The following is a 17,731-nucleotide window of genomic DNA, read 5'->3' as shown; positions in this document are numbered from 1 at the left end:
CCGCTCGCCTCAGCGGCCGGCCTTCTGTCGTTCCACGACACGGAGGGTCGCTTGCACGCCGTCTCGCCGCGCCGCCGTGAGAGCCCTCGTCCGGGCGCCGCCGCGGGAAGGCGGGCACGCACCCCCTCCCTTCCGGGTCGAGCACGGGGAGCGCGCGACGAGACAACGTATCCTGAACGGAACTCAAGGAGGATGCGTGAGCTCGAGACGTGCGGTCGCCGCGTGGGAGTCGCTGTTCCGCGCGCAGGTGCACGTCATGCGGGCGCTGAGCACCGACTTCCCGTCCAAGGAGATCTCGCTCAATGAGTACGACGTCCTCTTCAACCTGACGCTCCAGCCCGGCCGCCGCGCCCGGCTCCGCGACCTGAACAAGCACGTGCTGCTCACCCAGCCGAGCGTCAGTCGCCTGATCGACCGGCTCGTCGCGCGCGGCTGCGTGACCAAGAGCGAGGACCCGACCGACGCGCGCGGCACGGTGATCGAGATCACCGAGGGGGGCTACGCACTCTTCCGGCGGGTCGCCATGACCCACATGCAGACGATCTCGGACCACGTCGGCTCGGCGCTCGACGACGACGAGCTCGACCAGCTCGCCGCCCTCTGCGACAAGCTCCGCGACCGCGTCGCCTCCGCCTGACCGGCGACGCCACCCGCTAGCACGCGGCGCCGTCGCGCGGCCAGCACTTCGCGCCGCCGCCGCACTCGCGGATCATGGAGGGACCATGAGCAGCTCCTCCCCCACCCTCGTCTGGCTCCGCGACGACCTGCGTCTCGCCGACAATCCGGCCCTGCGCGCGGCGATCGACCGCGGCGGCCCGGTCGCCGTCTGCTACGTCCTCGACGAGGAGTCCGACGGCATCCGTCCGCTCGGCGGGGCGGCCCGCTGGTGGCTGCACGGCAGCCTGCAGAGCCTCGCGAGCGACCTCGAGGAGGTCGGCGCCGCACTCCTCCTGCGCCGCGGGCCGGCCGAGGCCGTCGTGCTGCAGCTCGCCGAGCAGCTGGGCGCGGGCGCGGTGCACTGGAACCGGCGCTACGGCAAGGCCGAGCGCACGGTCGACGCGGCGATCAAGACCGCCCTCCGCGACCGGGACGTCGAGGCCGAGAGCCACCACGGCTCGCTGCTCTTCGAGCCCTGGACGGTGCAGACCGGCGGCGGCGGCCCGTACTCCGTCTACACGCCGTTCGCGCGCGCCTGCCGCAACCGCGAGACTCCGCGGGCTCCGATGCCGCGACCGCGCGAGATCGACGGCGGCGTGCCGAGCGTCGCCTCCGACGACCTGGACGACTGGCAGCTGCTGCCGACGAGCCCCGACTGGGCCGGTGGCCTCCGTGAGCGCTGGATCCCGGGCGAGAAGGCGGCGGCGAAGCGGCTGCGCGCGTTCCTCGCCGAGCAGCTCGACGACTACGCCGACGACCGCGACCTGCCGGCCCACGACGCGACCTCGAACCTCTCGCCGCACCTGCGCTGGGGCGAGATCAGCCCGTTCCAGGTCTGGCACGCGCTCGAGGAGGCGCACGCGAAGGGGCAGCACCGCGGCGAGGGCAGCGACCGCTTCCTCTCCGAGGTGCTCTGGCGCGAGTTCTGCTACCACCTGCTCTTCCACTGGCCGGACCTGGCGACCGCGAACTTCGACTCCCGCTTCGACTCCTTCCCCTGGGGCCACCCGGGTGAGGAGAAGATCGACGCCTGGCACCAGGGCCGCACCGGCTTCCCGCTCGTCGACGCGGGCATGCGCGAGCTCTGGAAGACCGGCTACATGCACAACCGGGTGCGGATGGTGACCGCGTCCTTCCTGATCAAGAACCTGCTCGTCGACTGGCGGGTGGGCGAGGACTGGTTCTGGGACACGCTCGTGGACGCCGATCCGGCGAGCAACGCCGCGAACTGGCAATGGGTCGCCGGCTCGGGCGCCGACGCCTCGCCGTTCTTCCGCGTCTTCAACCCGGTGACGCAGTCGAAGAAGTTCGACCCCGAGGGCGGCTACCTGCGCGAGTACGTGCCGGAGCTCGCCGAGCTCGACCGCACCGTGATCCACGAGCCGTGGACGCTCGGCGACACGCTGACGCCGGAGGCGGACGGCTACCCCGCGCCCATCCTCGACCTCAAGGAGACCCGGGTGCACGCCCTGGAGGCGTTCGCGGTGATCAAGAGCGCGAAGCGCGACATCTCGCGCCGCGACTCCGACGACTGACGACCCGGCTCGGCCCATCACTGGTCGGCCCTCACGGGGCCGGCCTTCGACGGCTCGCCCCTAGATGTACATGGCGGGGTCGATCCAGAAGGCCGGGTCCGCGAGCGCGTCGTCGGCGCGGCCGAGCGCGCGCAGGTCGCGGGCGGGGATCCCGACCAGCACGGCCCCGTCCGGGGCGTCCTTCACGACGACCGCGTTCGCGCCGACGCTCACGTCCGAGCCCAGCACGATCGGGCCGAGGATCACGGCGCCGGCGCCGACCACGACCCGGTCGCCGAGGGTCGGGTGGCGTCGCTCGCGCTTCGCCGACTTCCCGCCCAGGGTGACGGAGTGGTACAGCATGCAGTCGTCGCCGATCCGCGCGGTCTCGCCGATCACCACGCCCATTCCGTGGTCGATGAAGAGCCGGCGGCCGATCGTCGCGCCCGGGTGGATCTCCACTCCGGTCGCGGCCCGGGCGGCCTGCGCGAGCAGCCGGGCGGGCAGGCGCGCGCCGCGACGCCACCAGCGGTGCGCGACGCGGTGCAGCCAGACGGCGTGCAGTCCGGGGTAGGCGAGCACCACCTCCGCCGTGGTGCGCGCCGCCGGGTCGCGCAGGCGCGCGGCCGCCACGTCCGCGCGGAGGCGACCGAGGGCGGTGGGACGGGGTCCAGCGGGGCTCAGCTGCGGAGGTCCTCGTAGAGGACGGTCGAGATGTAGCGCTCGCCGAAGTCGCAGACGATCGCGACGATCGTCTTGCCGGCGTTCTCGGGGCGCTTGGCCACCTCGAGCGCGGCCCACATGATCGAACCGGAGGAGATGCCGCCGAGGATGCCCTCCCGCGCCGCCATCTCGCGGGCGACGCGCACCGAGTCGTCGAGGGTGACGTCGATGATCTCGTCGTAGACCTCGCGGTCGAGGATCGCGGGCACGAAGTTGGCGCCGATGCCCTGGATCTTGTGCGGGCCCGCGGTGCCCTGGGTGAGCAGCGGCGAGTCGATCGGCTCGACGCCGATGATCTGCACGCCGGGCTTGCGCTCCTTCAGCACCTGGCCGACGCCGGTGATGGTGCCGCCCGTGCCGATGCCGGCGACGAAGACGTCGACCTCGCCGTCGGTGTCCTCCCAGACCTCCTCGGCGGTGGTGCGGCGGTGCACCTCGGGGTTGGCGGCGTTCTCGAACTGGCGGGCGAGCACCGCGCCCGGGGTCTCGGCGACGATCGACTGCGCCCTCTCGACCGCGCCGCGCATGCCCTCGGAGCCGGGGGTCAGCACGATCTCGGCGCCGTAGGCGCGCAGCAGGACCCGGCGCTCGACGGACATCGTCTCGGGCATGGTCAGGACGACCTTGTAGCCGCGCGCCGCGCCGACCATCGCGAGCGCGATGCCGGTGTTGCCGCTCGTGCCCTCGACGATCGTGCCGCCGGGCGGCAGCTCCCCCGACGCCTCGGCGGCGTCGATGATCGCCACGCCGATGCGGTCCTTCACGCTGTTCGCGGGGTTGTAGAACTCGAGCTTGGCGAGGACGACGGCACTGTCGGCGCCGTCGAGGCGGTTGATGCGGACGAGCGGGGTCCGTCCGACGAGCTGCGTCACGTCGTCGTGGATGCGTGCCATGGTGGTGTGCTTTCTGCCGGGGCCGACCGCTCCGGGGCCCCGAGGCGGTGGGTGGTGCGGTGCTGCCGCTCCCCTCGCGGGGACGCACGTTCCACGATACGGAAACGTCGTCGCGACGGCAGCCTCAGGACGGACGCGGCGGGAGGATCCACGCCCGAGCCGGCGGGTGCGCAGCCGGACCCCGCGCCGCGCGTCACAGGTGCATCTCGTCCTCCAGGAGGACCCCCTCCTCCCGGGCGCGTCGCGTACCATGACCCGGGGGATTCGCACGACCGGCGCGACGACCCGCCCCCCTGCATTCGCGCGGCACCACCGCGCCGGAAGGACCTCCCGCTCCATGGCTCTCCCCACCGCATCCCGCAGCTCCGCTCGACCGCTGGGGATGTCGTTGCGGGCAGTGCTGGGCTTCATCGGGATGAGCGCCGTGGCGGGCGTCCTGATCACGGTCGGAGTCACTCCGGCGCTCGCGCTGACGGGCCTCGCGACGAGCAACACGATCGGCATGTTCCAGAACCTGCCCGGCTACCTCGACGCCGGCCAGCTGATGCAGCGCACCAACATCTACGCGGGCGACGGCACGACCCTCCTCGCCTCCGTCTACAACCAGAACCGCGTCGAGGTCGGCTGGGACGAGGTCGCGCAGACCGCGAAGGACGCCGCGGTCGCCGGTGAGGACCCGCGCTTCTACGAGCACGGCGGCATCGACCTGCAGGGCACGCTCCGCGCGCTCGCGGTCACGCTGACCGGCGACGACCTGCAGGGCGGCTCGTCGATCACGCAGCAGTACGTCAAGAACGTGCTCGTGCAGAAGGCCGAGTCGATCACCGACGAGGCCGCGCGCGACGAGGCCTACAAGCTCGCGACCGACCCGACCCCCGAGCGCAAGCTCAAGGAGATGCGCCTCGCGATCGGCCTCGAGAAGGAGTCGTCGAAGGACGACATCCTGCTCGGCTACCTCAACATCGCGCTCTTCGGCGGGACCGTCTACGGCATCGAGGCCGCGGCGAACTACTACTACGGCATCCCGGCCAGCCAGCTCTCGACCGCGCAGGCCGCGGCGCTGCTGGCGATCGTCAACAACCCGTCGAAGTTCCGCTTCGACAACCCCGCCGACGAGGCCAACGGCGCCGCGAACGGCTACGCGGCGACCAAGGAGCGCCGCGACTACATCCTCGGCGAGGAGCTGAAGTACTCGAAGATCAGCCAGGAGGTCTACGACGCCGCGATCGCCGAGCCGATCACGCCGAACATCACGGAGCCGTCCACCGGCTGCGCGACGGCGGGCGACGCCGCGTACTTCTGCGAGTACGTGCTGAACGTCCTGCGCAACGACGAGGCCTTCGGCGCCACCGACGACGAGCGCTACCAGCGGATCCGCCAGGGCGGCTTCGACATCGTCACCACCCTCGACCTCGACATCCAGCAGGTCTCGCAGGCGGCGCTGAACGCCTACATCCCCTCCTACGACCCCCGCTTCCAGGTCGGTGCCACCGCCGCCTCGATCCAGGCCGGGACCGGCCGCGTGCTGTCGATGGTGCAGAACACCAAGTACAGCCAGGACGAGGAGTTCCTCGCCGCGAACCCCGGCTACAGCGCGATCAACCTCAACGTCGACTCCGCTATGGGCGGCACGGCCGGCGTGCAGACCGGCTCGACCTACAAGGTCTTCACGCTGGCTCAGTGGCTCGAGTCGGGCCGCACGATCAACGAGTCGTTCCCGTCGCCGACCTCCGGCTTCAGCTCGTACCCGCAGAAGTGCAACATCGACAACAAGGGCTACTACTACGGCAAGTTCTCGCCGAAGAACGACGACTCCTCCGAGAACGCGAGCTCGATGACCGCGCTCGCCGCGACGACGAACTCGATCAACACCGGCTTCATGGGCATGGCCCAGCAGCTCGACGTCTGCGACGTCCGCACCACGGCCGAGTCGTTCGGCGTGCACCGCGCCGACGGCGGCGAGCTGGCGAGCGGCCCTGCCTCGGTGCTCGGCACGAACGAGATCGCGCCGCTGACCATGGCCACCGCCTACGCCGGCATCGCGAACGACGGGACGACCTGCTCCACCGTCGTCATCGACAAGATCACCGACGCCAGCGGAGCCGCCGTCGCCGCCCCCGCCTCGTCGTGCACCCCGTCGGTCTCGGCCGACGTCGCTCACGGCATGCAGTACGCGATGCAGCGCGTGATGACCTCCGGCACCGGCTACGCGTCGAACCCGCGCGACGGCATCGAGCACATCGGCAAGACCGGCACGACCGACGACGCCGCCGACGTCTGGACCGCGGGCGCCAGCAAGGCCGCCTCGCTGGCCGTATGGGTCGGCTCGATCAAGGGATTCGACGACAACACGAAGATCAACCTCCGCAACGTCAGGGTCACTGGCGAGGCGGGCACGATCCAGGCGGCGCAGTCGCGGCACGCGATCTGGAAGCCGATCATGACGGCTCTGGACCAGAAGTACGGCGGCGACGACTTCACCGATCCGCCCGCCTCGATGCTGGCCTCGTCGCCGCGGAACGCGACGCTCGCCGAGGTCCCCGACGTGACCGGGCTGACGGTCGCGGCGGCGACCGCCACGCTCACCGCCGCGGGCTTCTCCGTCGGCATCCTCGAGCCGGTCGGCTCCGCGTCGATCCCCGAGGGGTCGGTCGTCTCGACGACGCCCAGCGCGGAGCTGACGGCGCTTCGAGGCGCGGTCATCCCGCTCCAGGTCAGCAACGGTGCCGCCCCGAAGAACACCAGCGACATCTCCGACATCGACGGCGACCTGATCGAGTAGCAGGCCCTCTCCGGCGGGTCCCGGAGTGGGCGGCACGGAGGATTCCGCGCCGCTGCGCACAGCGCCCGGGCGCGCCTGGGCGGGGATGTCGGGGTCGTCGCCTAGGGTGCTGGTGCACCGAGAGGATCCATCCTGAAGCGTCCGAACGTTCCCGTCTTCCAGCCCCGTCGCACCGTCCACGGGGCTCTCGGCGCGCTGTTCGGGTTCGTGATCGTCAGTGTGCTCGCCGGACTGCTCGCCACCGCCGTGGTGGCCCCGGCCTTCGCGCTCACCGGGGCCGCCACCTCGGGCACGATCTCGGCGTTCCAGTCGCTGCCGAGCTACCTCGAGGTCGGCGAGCTGATGCAGAAGACGGACGTCTACGCGGGCGACCCCGACGACCCGACGCTCCTCGCCTCCTTCTACGACCAGAACCGCATCGAGGTCTCCGCCGACCAGATCACCGGGTCGGTCTTCGATGCGCTCATCGCGAGTGAGGACCCGCGCTACTACGAGCACGGCGGCATCGACCTGCAGGGCACGCTCCGCGCCGTCGCGAGCACCTACCTCCTCGACGCGGAGCCGCAGGGCGGCTCGTCGATCACGCAGCAGTACGTCAAGAACGTCCTCGTGCAGAAGGCCGAGTCGATCACCGACGAGACCGCGCGCGACGAGGCCTACGCCGAGGCGACCGCGACCACTCCCGAGCGCAAGCTCAAGGAGATGCGCCTCGCGATCGGCATGGAGAAGGAGTACTCGAAGGACGACATCCTGCTCGGCTACCTCAACATCGCGCTCTTCGGCGGTACCGTCTACGGCATCGAGGCCGCGGCCGAGTACTACTACGGGATCCACGCGGCTGACCTCACGGTCGGGCAGTCGGCCGCGCTGCTCGCGATCGTCAACAACCCGGAGAAGTTCCGCTTCGACCGGCCCGACGACCCGGACAACGGCGAGGCGAACGGCTACGCGCTGACGACGAGCCGACGCGACTACATCCTCGACCGGATGCTGGAGTACGGGAAGATCGACGCCGCGACCCGCGACGAGGCGAAGGCCGCGCCGATCGAGCCGCGGATCACGCCGCCGTCGACCGGCTGCCAGACCGCGGGCAGCGCCGCCTACTTCTGCGACTACGTCTCGCACGTCCTCCGCGACGACCCCGCCCTCGGCGCCACCGACGACGAGCGCTACGCGGCCCTCAAGCGCGGCGGCCTCAAGGTCTACACGACGATCGACCTCGGACTGCAGGAGACGGCGCAGGCGCTGATGGACGAGCAGATCCCCGCCTCGGACCCGCGCTTCGACGTCGGCGCGACCGCGGTCGCCGTGCAGACCGGGACCGGGAAGGTCCTGACGATGGTGCAGAACAAGCGCTACAGCCAGGACCCGGAGGTCATCGCGAGCGGGCCGGAGTACTCGGCGATCAACCTCAACGTCGACGCGGCGATGGGCGGCGGCAACGGCTTCCAGCCCGGCTCCGGCTACAAGGTGTTCACCCTCGCGGAGTGGCTGCGGTCGGGGCACACGCTGCTCGAGCAGTTCGACTCGAAGCGGAAGAACTGGACCGGCTACACGGACAGCTGCGAGGGGACGCAGAACTACGCCGACTACAACCCGAAGAACGCGGGCGACGGCGCCTACTCCGATACGCAGACCGCGTTGAACTCGACGATCTGGTCGCTGAACACCGGCTACACCGGCATGTCGCACCTGCTCGACCTCTGCAAGATCCGCACGACGGCCGAGTCCTTCGGCATCCACCGCGCGGACGGCGGTGCGCTGAGCCAGTCGGCCGCCTCGGTCATCGGCACGAACGAGATCGCACCGATGACGATGGCCGTCGCCTACGCCGCGATCGCGGACGACGGGATGCGCTGCACCCCCGTCGTGATCACCGAGATCACCGGGCCGGACGGGAACGCGATTCCGCCGAGCGAGTCCGAGTGCACGCGGGCGGTGTCGTCCTCGGTCGCCCGCGCGATGCAGTACGCGATGCTCAAGGTGACCGCGGAGGGGACGGGGACGCAGGCCGACCCGAAGGACGGCGTGCAGCACATCACCAAGACCGGGACCTCGGACAACTCGGCCGACACCTGGGCGCTGGGGGCGTCGAGCTCCGTGTCGCTCGCGGTGTGGGTCGGCAGCATCAAGGCGCAGGCCACCGGCTCGCGGGTGAACCTGGAGTCCATCGACTTCCCGAGCGGCTGGGCGCCGGACGCGCGTCACCGGATCTGGAAGCCGCTGATGACCGAGATCGACTCGCTCTACCGCGGGTCGGACTTCGCGGCCGCCGACCCGGCGCTGATCGCGGCGCCGCAGGTCGTCGTGCCCGACCTGTCGGGGCGCAGCAGCGACAGCGCGATCCGGACGCTCACCGACGCCGGCTTCACGGTCGGGTCGACCACGCAGGTGGACTCGACCCAGCCGCAGGGGGCGGTCGCCGGCACGGTGCCCGCGGCCGGCACGACGGTCGACAAGGGGTCGGTCGTCGGCGTCACCCTCAGCACCGGCACTCCGCCCGCGGCCACCCCGCCCCCGCCCGCCGCGTCGCCGCCCACCGGCTGAGACCCGCCCGCCGACACCTCGGCGTGAAGCGGACTCGCGACACGCCGAGACGACGGAGGGAACCGTTCCGCCCGATCGGACATCTCTGAGCATGACCGCTTCCTCACCGCCTCGAGAAGCCGGAGTGTCGTGGGCGACCGCGCTCTCGGGTGACCCCGACGACTTCGGCCGCCTCTACGACGCCTTCCGGCAGCGCGTGTTCTGGCACGCGCTCCGCCACACTCGCGCCCTGCACGACGCCGAGGACGTGACGGCGCTCGTCTTCCTCGAGGCGTGGCGCCGCCGGGCGTCCGTCCGGCTCGTCGACGGGTCGCCGCTCCCCTGGCTGCTCGCCACGACGAACAACGTCGCCCGGAACGCCGGACGGTCGGCACGCCGGCACCGGCTGGCTCTCGGACGCCTCCCCGAACCGGTGCACCAGGGCGACTTCGCCGGCGACTCCGACCGGCGGATCGACGACGAGCCGCGACGCGAGGCGATCCGCCTGGCGTTCGGAGCCCTCGGCCTCCGCGACCAGGACGTGCTGTCGCTGTGCGTCGTCGCCGAGATGCCTATCGCCGACGCCGCCGCGGTGCTCGGCGTCCCCGAGGGAACGGTCAAGTCCCGGCTCTCCCGGGCCAAGGGGAAGCTCGCAGGGCTGATCTCCGATCTCACCGCCGACGCAGCCACCGATGGAGGTGCACGATGAACGACAAGCCCGTGATCGATCCGGAGCGCGACCGCGCCTTCCGTCGCATGATCGTCGAGAACGCCCGTGCCGACCAGGCTCTGCGGCCGCTGCGCCACCGCGCCTCCTTCCTCGTCGGCCTCGTGACGGCGGCCGTGCTGCTCTCCGGCGGCGGGGTGGCGGTCGCCCTGACCGGCGCGTTCGACCCTCCGGAGCCGGCACCCGTCGAGACGGTGACGCCGGAGCCCGTCCCGACACCGAGCGAGACGCAGACGGCCACGGCCACCGCCGCCGCCGCGCCCGTTCCGGCGCCGACCCCCGTGCCGACGGAGACCGCGGCGACCGCCGACCTGTCCGACTGGGTGATCGGGTTCGACGGCATCGGGCCCATCGTGTTCGGCGGGAGCAGCGAGTCCGCCTCCGCCGCCCTCGACACGACCGCTCTCGTGCCGTACGACTTCGGGATCGAGGAGTGCCGCTCGGATCGGCGGGCTTCCGCGGAGAACGCCCAGGCCTGGATCATGGCGGTCTCCGACGAGCCGGGCAGGGTCACCCTCCTGAACGTCTTCGGCTACGGGATCGACGCGACGCGGGCGGCGGCCGCGTTCCCGCGCACGGCGGAGGGGATCGGGATCGGCTCGACCGAGCAGGAGCTCCTGGCGGCCTACCCGGGGATCACCCCGGCGGATCCGGTCGCCGGTGACGCCCTCTACGCGCTGAGCGACGGCTCCGGGCGTTCCCTGTGGTTCCGGATCGCCGCCGATCAGGGGACGGTGGTGGACATCACGCTGAACGAGCAGCCGGTGCTGACGATCGGCGGCTGCGGGGCGTGAGGCCGGTGGCGGTGCGGCTCGAGGTCGGAGCTGCGCCGCCACCGGAAGGCCGAGGATCCGTGGACTCTCAGTGATGGAAGCGGTGCACGACCGCGTGGCCCTTGCCGCGGCCGATCAGCCAGCGGTTGACCGGGGTGGTGACCACGAAGGCCAGGGCGAGCGAGCCGACGAGGGAGCCCCAGAAGAGGCCCGTCGCGAGTCCCGCGTCCATGGCGCCGGGGATCGCCAGCATCGCCGTGTTGTCGATGACCTCCATCACGGCGATCGAGACGGTGTCGGCCGCGAGGGCGATGCCGACGGCGGCGCGCCAGGAGACTCCCGCACGGAGCACGCCGCGCATCGTCAGGGCGTAGCCGAAGAGGAACGCGAGGGCGATCGAGAGCACCACGGTGCCGAGGTTGTGCAGCCCGAGCGCGGTGCCGAGCACCATGCCGAGGACCTCGCCGATGGCGCAGCCGGTGAGGCAGTGCAGGGTGGCCGTGGCGGCGGTCCGCCAGGACGTCGCGGTGGAGGAGGAGTGGGTGCTGTGGTCGTGCGCGGCGTCGGTCATCGGTGCTCCCTCGGTGTCGGTCACCGAGGTGAAACATACCCCCCGGGGGTATATTCCCGAGGGACGTGGTCTTGTGGCTGCGCTGCCCGGCTCAGAGCTGGACGGCGGCGGCCGGCAGGAGGCCGAACTCGACGAGCTCGGCGTCGGTGAGGAGGCGGCTGCGGATCATGAAGCGCTTGCCCTCGGGGGCCTCGACGCTGAAGCCGCTCCCGCGGCCGTCGACCAGGTCGACGGTGAGGTGGGTGTGCTTCCAGTACTCGAACTGGGAGCGCGACATGTGGAACTCGATCGGGTCGAGGCCGTCGACGTGCAGCGTCTCGAGCAGCACGTCGGAGGCTCCCGTGCGGAACATGCCGACCGGGAAGCACATCGGCGAGCTGCCGTCGCAGCAGCCGCCCGACTGGTGGAACATCAGGGGGCCGTGGAGCTCGCTCATCCTCCGCAGCATGCCGGCTGCCGCCTCGGTCACGTCGACGCGCGTGCTGTCCATGGGCGGTGTCCTCTCGGGGTGACGTGTCTGCGGGGGTGGGTCTCGATACGCCCGCTGCGCGGGCTACTCGACCAGCAGGGGAGGCGTGGGGTGCGAAGCGGAGCGAGGCCGCCGTGCTCCCGCATGTGCTGGGGACGTGGGTCTCGATACGCCCGCTGCGCGGGCTACTCGACCAGCATGGGTTGGGCTGCTCGATCGGCACGCCCTGCAAGAGAGAGCGCGGAGCGCGAATCCGCGTGCCAGCGGATTCGCGGAGCGCGACGCTCCCCGCTCCACCCGCGCGACCACCCGCGGAAGCCGACCGCGGCGGTGATGACGAGCGGAGCGAGGAATCGCCGCAAGACGGCTCAAAAGAAGCCCATGGGTCCTTCCGCGTAGGAGACGAGGAGGTTCTTCGTCTGCTGGTAGTGGTCGAGCATGACCTTGTGGTTCTCGCGGCCGATGCCGGACTGCTTGTAGCCGCCGAAGGCCGCGTGCGCCGGGTACTGGTGGTAGGTGTTGGACCAGACGCGGCCTGCTTCGATGGCGCGGCCGGCGCGGTAGAGCTGGGCGCCGTTGCGGCTCCAGACTCCGGCGCCGAGGCCGTAAAGGGTGTCGTTCGCGATGGAGATGCCGTCGTCGAAGTCCTCGAACGAGGTGAGGGCGAGGACGGGGCCGAAGATCTCCTCCTGGAAGATGCGCATGGAGTTGCGCCCCTCGAAGACCGTCGGGTTGACGTAGTAGCCGCCGCTGAGCTCGCCGCCGAGGTCGGCGCGGTCGCCGCCGATGAGCAGCTTGGCGCCCTCCTGCTTGCCGATGTCCATGTAGGAGAGGATCTTCTCCAGCTGGTCGTTGGAGGCCTGGGCGCCGATCATCGTGGAGACGTCGAGCGGGTTGCCCTGCTTGATGCGGCCGACGCGCTCGAGTCCGTCGCCGACGAAGTCGTCGTAGATGGACTTCTGCACGAGGGCGCGGGAGGGGCAGGTGCAGACCTCGCCCTGATTGAGCGCGAAGAAGGAGAAGCCCTCGAGCGCCTTGTCGTAGAACGAGTCGCGCTCGGCGGCCACGTCGGCGAAGAACACGTTGGGGCTCTTGCCGCCGAGCTCGAGGGTGACCGGGATCAGGTTCTCGCTGGCGTACTGCATGATCAGGCGGCCGGTGGTGGTCTCGCCGGTGAAGGCGATCTTGCGGATCCGCGGGTGCGAGGCGAGCGGGGCGCCGGCCTCGAAGCCGAAGCCGTTGACGACGTTGAGGACGCCGGCGGGGATGAGGTCGCCGATCAGGTCGAGCAGCACGTGGATCGACGCGGGTGTCTGCTCCGCGGGCTTGAGCACCACGCAGTTGCCGGCGGCGAGCGCCGGGGCGAGCTTCCACACGGCCATCAGGATCGGGAAGTTCCAGGGGATGATCTGGCCGACCACGCCGAGCGGCTCGTGGAAGTGGTACGCGATGGTGTCGTGGTCGATCTCGGAGACACCGCCCTCCTGCGCGCGGATGGCGCCGGCGAAGTAGCGGAAGTGGTCGATCGCGAGCGGGATGTCGGCGGCGAGCGTCTCGCGGACGGGCTTGCCGTTCTCCCAGGTCTCGGCGACCGCGAGCAGCTCGAGGTTCGCCTCCATCCGGTCGGCGATCTTGAGGAGCATGTTGGAGCGCTCGGCGGGGCTGGTCTTGCCCCAGCTCGCGAACGCCTTCCAGCCGGCCTCGACCGCGCGGTCGATGTCCTCGGCGGTGCCTCGGGCGATCTCGCAGAAGGGCTTGCCGGTGATCGGGGTGATGTTCTCGAAGTACTGACCCTTCGCGGGGGCGACGTACTCGCCTCCGATGTAGTGGTCGTAGCGGGAGCGGAACGAGGCGACGGATCCCTCCGTGCCCGGGTTGGCGTAGACCGTGGACTCCGGTTCCTGCGGGGCCTGCTCGGCGACCGGATCGGCGTACAGCGTCATGGGGACCTCCATCGACATCGTTGTCGGGTGGGCGCGGGATGTGCGCTCGATCCGACGCTACGTCGCGGCAGGTTGCGGGAGGTTGCGCGGCGAGTGCCGCGGCGAGCGCTCAGCGCTGCTCGGCCTCGAGCTCCTCGAGGTGGGCGACGATGCCGGCGCGGCGGGGCGAGCGGCGCGGCAGGATCCGCAGCAGCTCGGCCCAGACCTCGGCGTCGTCGCGGCCGTCGGGCCCGTGGGCGTAGGCCAGCAGCGTCTCGGCCGCGGCGCTGGTGAGCACGGTGGCGCGCACCCGACCGCGCAGCTCGTCGGCGATGGCGCGGATGCCCGGGGCGTCGGAGCCGGGCAGCGGGGCGCCCGCGTAGGCGTCGAGGGCGAGGCGGTGCGCCCCGCGGTCGAGAAGTCCGACGACCTGGCGCGCGTCGAGGTCGACCGGGCTGGCGAGGCGGTAGGGCCGGGAGAGCGGCACGAGTCGCGGGAGGCGCGGCTCGAGGAGCTTGCGCAGGCGCACCATCTCGGCGCGCACGGTGACGACGGCATCCTCGCGTCCGTAGAGCAGGTGCGCGAGCGCCTCCGCCGAGAGTCCCGCGCGATGCCAGGCGAGCAGGGTGAGGATCTCGGCGTGCCGGGTGGAGAGCTCGAGCTCGACGCCGCCGGCGGTGACGACGCCGGTCTCGCGGCCGAGGACGCGCAGGCTCGGCGCACGGGCCGCCGCGGGCCGAGGGTGCGAGCGGCGCGGACGCTGCAGCCGCTGCACCATCAGCTGGCTCTCGACGGCCGCCGCGGTCGCCTCCATCAGCGGAAGGGTCTGCGGGGCGACGACCTCGGCGCCGCCGGTGATGTCGATCACCCCGAGGATCTCGTGGGTCTCGGGGTCGTGGATCGGCACCGCGGTGCAGCTCCACGGGTGCACGAGCGAGGCGAAGTGCTCCGCGCCGTGGATCTGCACGCCGTGGTCGAGGACGAGGGCGGTGCCGGGGGCGGAGGTGCCGACGTCGGGCTCGGCCCAGGCGGCGCCCTCGACGAAGAGCATCCGCTCGGCGGAGCTCTTCAGCTGCTGGTCGCCGTCGATCCAGAGCAGCCGGCCGAGGGCGTCGCCGACGGCGACGAGCACGCCGCTGTCCTCATCGGCGTCGCGGACGAGGAGGCGCCGGATGACGGGCAGGACCGAGGCGAGCGGGTGGCCCATCCGGTAGTCGCGCAGCTCGTCGCTCGAGAAGGACAGCGGGGCGGTCAGCCGCTCCGGGTCGAGGCGGTGGCGGCGCGCCCGCTCCCAGGAGGCCTCGACCAGGGGGCGGCGACGACCGCTGCCGGGCAGGGCGAGCCAGGGGTTGGTCATCGGTTCCGCCCCTCAAGTCGATCGGTCAGGCGTTCGCGCGCCGCGGCAGGGCAGAGGCTACTCCGCGCGGCTCGACGGCGTCTCAGGCGCGATGACCGCGCGGCGCGCACTCCCCCGGCGCGCGGGCAGCGCCAGCAGCAGCACGGCCAGCACGAGCACCACGATGCCGACGAGCGCGTCCGGCGTCAGCCGCTCGCCGAGCAGGGCGACGCCGAGCAGGGTCGCCGTCGCCGGCTCGACGAGGGTCAGCGTCGAGACGGTCGCGGCGGGGAGGATTCGCAGGCCCCGCGCGAAGAAGGTGTAGGCGACCGCGACGGTGACGACGCCGAGCCAGAGGACGGCCGGGATCGATCCGGCCAGCTGCCCGGGGTCGCCCGCGAGCAGGACCGGCAGCGCGAGCAGCGCGGCCGCGCCGAACTGCGCGCCCATCGCGGCGGCCGGGCTGAAGCCGCGCTCGAGGAGCAGCTTGCCGCAGACGGCGTAGAGCGCGTAGGCGGCGCCGGCCCCGGCCGAGCCGGCGAGACCGAGCACGGAGACGCCTCCCGCTCCCCCGCCGGTGAGCAGCCCGGCGAGCAGGACGACGCCGACCGCGGCGAGCGCCGTCGAGACGAACCAGCGCGGGCTCGGCGCGGTGCGCAGCACGAGCCACTCGAGCAGTCCGGTGAAGGCGGGAGCGGAGCCGAGCGCGACGATCGTGCCGACCGCGACGCCGTTCTCGGCGGTGCCGGTGAAGAAGGCGGGCTGGTAGGCGGCGACGCCCGCCGCGCCGAGGAGGACGAGCAGGACCGTCGATCCGCGCGGTCTCCGCGTCGCGCGCCGGGGAGCGCGCGCCGTCTCGACCCCGAGCAGGGCGGCCAGCAGGGTCCCGCCGAGCACGATGCGGGCGGCGCCGAGCAGCAGTGGATCGACGTCCGCCGCACCGAGCGACTGCGCGGTGCCGGTGGTGCCGAAGCAGACGGCGGCGAGGACGATCGCGACGATCGCAGACCCGCGTGACCCCATCACTGCCCGTCCCCGCGGCCGGGCGGCGCGCGGGCTCCAGTCTGGCAGCGGCGAACCCTTCCGCTGTTCAGCTTCCGGGCCCAGGATGGCGGTACGGTCGATCGCGAAGGGCGGGTGGCATGGGCATCGCGGAACCGTTCGACGTGGAGAGCTACCGCCGCAGCGCGCACGGCAGCCTGCACGACCACTTCTCGATCCGCGAGTTCGAGGAGACACCGCTCGACCGCGAGGCGATCGTCGCGGCGGCGTATCTCCGGGCGCTCGAGCACGCCGCCATCGCGCGGGTGCTGCCGCTCGCGCGCGCGCATCCGGACCCGCGGGTGCGGACCTTCGCGACGTCGTGGGCCGCCGAGCGGCACCGCATCGCCGACGCGCTGGGCGAGGTCCTCGCGGCGTCACCGCGGATCCGCGGCGTGGACACCGGGCCGGCCGAGCCGATCGCCGCGCCGAAGGTGCTCCGCGACCGGGCCTCGCGACTGCTCGCCGGGCCGATCGCGCTCGCGCTGGCGGTCGACGCGCAGATCGCGCTGCACGCCTACCGCCGCCTGGCGCGGCTGTCGCTGCACCCCGAGATGGAGCGGCTGGCCGAGACGGTCGCCGGGATCCTCGAGCGGCACGCGGACTTCTTCGGCGAGCTCGCCGCCGACTCGATCGGCCGGCCGCTGCGGCGCCGGATCGTCGCCGCGGGGGTCCTCGCCGCGGTGCGACTGCCGGTCGGCGAGAGCGCGCTGCCCGAGGAGCTGGCCCGCGAGGGGCGCGAGCTGGTCTTCGGGCGCGACGACGGCGGGCTGGACGGCATCGACGCCGGGGTCGTCGCGGGCTATGCGCTGCCCTGCACGGCGGCGCGGCGACTGCTGCAGCCGCACCGGACGCTGCCGCTGCGCGCGGCGGTGCAGGCGGGTCGGCTCGGGGCCGACGTGGTCGCGGGGGTGCGGGAGCTGCGGTCGCTGATCGCGGAGTGAGGCGGCGGGGCGCCGGGCGAACCGTGCCAGGGACCGATGATCGACGCTGTGTCAGCAATCCGACGGATGCGCCTCGGATGACGCTTCCTCCGGGTCAGGTGGCGCCGGTCTCCGCTGCGGTGCTGGGGCCCCTGCGAGAGTCGGGAGCTCCTTGTTCCCGAGGTTGCTGAACGCGGATTCCGTCAGCGACCGAGCAGGCCCGCGATAGGGACGTCGCGGTGGCGCGATCAGCTCGAGGAAGCCGCCGAGCGCACCCTCGAGGTAGACGATGCGTGTACCCGCTCGGGCGCCGCTGGTCATCCGGTGGGGCGGACCGACCGGACGCCAACCGTGCGTGGCACACAGGCCCAGCACCCGGTCGAGGTCCGAGACCGTCAGCGCGATGTGCACCGTGCCGATGTCCGCGGGTGAGCCGGCTGCTCGAGCCGGCCGAGGGGGGTCGTCCTGCAGCAGCTCGACTCGGTGGTCTCCGAGCGTCACCACCGCTCCCCGGATCGTCGCTCCGTCGACGCCCGTGGTCGCGACCGTGGTGTCCGCATCGAGCGTGAAGGCGCGTTCGAGTGTGAAGCCGAGACCGGAGCACCACAGTTCCACCGAGTCGTCGAGATCGGTCACGGTGAGGCCGGAGTGAGCGACGGCCGAGACGAGGGGTGATGTCATCCCATCAGTATCCGGCTCGGCTCGGCGGTCCCTCGAGAACGGGAGCGGGCGCACAACTATCGACAGTGGTGGAGATTATGTCAGGTTCCTGGTTTGAGAAAGCCGGCGGCTGCCTCATGCTGGAGGCGCCTGATCACGCTTCGGCCGAGTCCACCGTCTGACGACCGCATGCCTCGCAGCCGGCCCCTACCTA

15 protein-coding genes are annotated in these 17,731 nt (G+C 72.0%); 7 read left to right on the top strand and 8 right to left on the bottom strand.

Annotation, left to right across the window (positions count from 1 at the left end; genetic code table 11):
* Positions 1 to 256: 256 nt before the first annotated feature.
* Positions 257 to 637 (top strand): MarR family winged helix-turn-helix transcriptional regulator, encoded by a 381-nt coding sequence (locus tag GSU72_RS04095; protein ID WP_159986631.1) that lies wholly within the window; start codon positions 257 to 259, stop codon positions 635 to 637.
* A gap of 85 nt (positions 638 to 722) precedes the next feature.
* Positions 723 to 2,192, top strand: coding sequence for a deoxyribodipyrimidine photo-lyase (locus GSU72_RS04090; protein ID WP_159983926.1), 1,470 nt, complete (start codon positions 723 to 725; stop codon positions 2,190 to 2,192).
* Positions 2,193 to 2,252: 60 nt separating this feature from the next.
* Here GSU72_RS04090 and epsC read toward each other — a convergent pair whose 3' ends face one another.
* Together epsC and cysK are read right to left on the bottom strand one after the other, a co-directional pair.
* Positions 2,253 to 2,804: a serine O-acetyltransferase EpsC gene (epsC, locus tag GSU72_RS04085; protein WP_244255965.1), complete on the bottom strand. Its 552-nt coding sequence runs from the start codon at positions 2,802 to 2,804 to the stop codon at positions 2,253 to 2,255.
* A gap of 47 nt (positions 2,805 to 2,851) precedes the next feature.
* Positions 2,852 to 3,787 carry a cysteine synthase A gene (gene cysK, locus GSU72_RS04080; RefSeq protein ID WP_159983925.1) on the bottom strand — a complete coding sequence of 312 codons (936 nt, stop codon included), beginning with the start codon at positions 3,785 to 3,787 and terminating at the stop codon, positions 2,852 to 2,854.
* A gap of 337 nt (positions 3,788 to 4,124) precedes the next feature.
* Between cysK and GSU72_RS04075 the strand changes: the two genes are divergently transcribed.
* The 4 genes from GSU72_RS04075 to GSU72_RS04060 all read left to right on the top strand — a co-directional run bounded on the left by GSU72_RS04075 (position 4,125) and on the right by GSU72_RS04060 (position 10,616).
* Positions 4,125 to 6,569: a transglycosylase domain-containing protein gene (locus GSU72_RS04075; RefSeq protein WP_159983924.1), complete on the top strand. Its 2,445-nt coding sequence runs from the start codon at positions 4,125 to 4,127 to the stop codon at positions 6,567 to 6,569.
* 207 nt (positions 6,570 to 6,776) lie between these two features.
* Positions 6,777 to 9,116 carry a penicillin-binding protein gene (locus GSU72_RS04070; RefSeq protein WP_159983923.1) on the top strand — a complete coding sequence of 780 codons (2,340 nt, stop codon included), beginning with the start codon at positions 6,777 to 6,779 and terminating at the stop codon, positions 9,114 to 9,116.
* Positions 9,117 to 9,240: 124 nt separating this feature from the next.
* On the top strand, positions 9,241 to 9,804 hold the full coding sequence (locus tag GSU72_RS04065) for a sigma-70 family RNA polymerase sigma factor (protein ID WP_244255964.1): 564 nt from the start codon (positions 9,241 to 9,243) through the stop codon (positions 9,802 to 9,804).
* Positions 9,801 to 10,616 carry a hypothetical protein gene (locus GSU72_RS04060; RefSeq protein ID WP_159983921.1) on the top strand — a complete coding sequence of 272 codons (816 nt, stop codon included), beginning with the start codon at positions 9,801 to 9,803 and terminating at the stop codon, positions 10,614 to 10,616. The genes GSU72_RS04065 and GSU72_RS04060 overlap by 4 nt, the downstream gene beginning before the upstream one ends.
* 67 nt (positions 10,617 to 10,683) lie before the next feature.
* On the opposite strand, the gene GSU72_RS04055 is transcribed toward GSU72_RS04060, so the two are convergent.
* The 5 genes from GSU72_RS04055 to GSU72_RS04035 form a co-directional block, all read right to left on the bottom strand.
* The gene (locus GSU72_RS04055; RefSeq protein WP_244255963.1) at positions 10,684 to 11,190 is read right to left on the bottom strand and encodes a DUF4396 domain-containing protein; all 507 of its coding nucleotides are present in this window, start codon (positions 11,188 to 11,190) and stop codon (positions 10,684 to 10,686) included.
* 67 nt (positions 11,191 to 11,257) lie between these two features.
* Entirely contained in the window at positions 11,258 to 11,656 is a 399-nt protein-coding gene (locus GSU72_RS04050; protein ID WP_159983920.1) for a DUF779 domain-containing protein, read from the bottom strand.
* A 347-nt stretch (positions 11,657 to 12,003) separates the two neighbouring features.
* Positions 12,004 to 13,578, bottom strand: coding sequence for an aldehyde dehydrogenase family protein (locus GSU72_RS04045; RefSeq protein ID WP_159983919.1), 1,575 nt, complete (start codon positions 13,576 to 13,578; stop codon positions 12,004 to 12,006).
* A gap of 109 nt (positions 13,579 to 13,687) precedes the next feature.
* A complete protein-coding gene (locus GSU72_RS04040; RefSeq protein WP_159983918.1) occupies positions 13,688 to 14,914 on the bottom strand; it encodes a GAF domain-containing protein in 1,227 nt (408 codons plus the stop codon).
* Between the two features lie 57 nt (positions 14,915 to 14,971).
* Positions 14,972 to 15,916, bottom strand: a complete 945-nt coding sequence (locus GSU72_RS04035) for an EamA family transporter (protein ID WP_159983917.1) — start codon at positions 15,914 to 15,916, stop codon at positions 14,972 to 14,974.
* A 119-nt stretch (positions 15,917 to 16,035) separates the two neighbouring features.
* Here GSU72_RS04035 and GSU72_RS04030 point away from each other — a divergent pair, with 119 nt between their 5' ends.
* Positions 16,036 to 16,878 (top strand): ferritin-like domain-containing protein, encoded by an 843-nt coding sequence (locus tag GSU72_RS04030; protein WP_159983916.1) that lies wholly within the window; start codon positions 16,036 to 16,038, stop codon positions 16,876 to 16,878.
* Positions 16,879 to 16,929: 51 nt separating this feature from the next.
* Here GSU72_RS04030 and GSU72_RS04025 read toward each other — a convergent pair whose 3' ends face one another.
* Complete coding sequence (locus GSU72_RS04025; RefSeq protein ID WP_159983915.1) at positions 16,930 to 17,538, bottom strand: VOC family protein; 609 nt, start codon at positions 17,536 to 17,538, stop codon at positions 16,930 to 16,932.
* Positions 17,539 to 17,731 lie beyond the last annotated feature (193 nt).

It is taken from the genome of Rathayibacter sp. VKM Ac-2760, from assembly GCF_009834185.1.
Lineage (GTDB): Bacteria > Actinomycetota > Actinomycetes > Actinomycetales > Microbacteriaceae > Rathayibacter.
Note: the sequence above shows the minus strand (reverse complement) of the source record. Positions and strands in the feature narration are given on the sequence as shown.

What these genes read in the sequence shown, in the direction of transcription:
- GSU72_RS04095 (WP_159986631.1), top strand. Translation starts at nt 257, where the DNA reads ATGCGGGCGCTGAGCACCGACTTCCCGTCCAAGGAGATCTCGCTCAAT.
- GSU72_RS04045 (WP_159983919.1), bottom strand. Translation starts at nt 13,578, where the DNA reads ATGACGCTGTACGCCGATCCGGTCGCCGAGCAGGCCCCGCAGGAACCG.
- GSU72_RS04025 (WP_159983915.1), bottom strand. Translation starts at nt 17,538, where the DNA reads ATGACATCACCCCTCGTCTCGGCCGTCGCTCACTCCGGCCTCACCGTG.
- GSU72_RS04040 (WP_159983918.1), bottom strand. Translation starts at nt 14,914, where the DNA reads ATGACCAACCCCTGGCTCGCCCTGCCCGGCAGCGGTCGTCGCCGCCCC.
- GSU72_RS04030 (WP_159983916.1), top strand. Translation starts at nt 16,036, where the DNA reads ATGGGCATCGCGGAACCGTTCGACGTGGAGAGCTACCGCCGCAGCGCG.
- GSU72_RS04050 (WP_159983920.1), bottom strand. Translation starts at nt 11,656, where the DNA reads ATGGACAGCACGCGCGTCGACGTGACCGAGGCGGCAGCCGGCATGCTG.
- GSU72_RS04090 (WP_159983926.1), top strand. Translation starts at nt 723, where the DNA reads ATGAGCAGCTCCTCCCCCACCCTCGTCTGGCTCCGCGACGACCTGCGT.
- GSU72_RS04035 (WP_159983917.1), bottom strand. Translation starts at nt 15,916, where the DNA reads ATGGGGTCACGCGGGTCTGCGATCGTCGCGATCGTCCTCGCCGCCGTC.
- GSU72_RS04075 (WP_159983924.1), top strand. Translation starts at nt 4,125, where the DNA reads ATGGCTCTCCCCACCGCATCCCGCAGCTCCGCTCGACCGCTGGGGATG.
- cysK (WP_159983925.1), bottom strand. Translation starts at nt 3,787, where the DNA reads ATGGCACGCATCCACGACGACGTGACGCAGCTCGTCGGACGGACCCCG.
- GSU72_RS04060 (WP_159983921.1), top strand. Translation starts at nt 9,801, where the DNA reads ATGAACGACAAGCCCGTGATCGATCCGGAGCGCGACCGCGCCTTCCGT.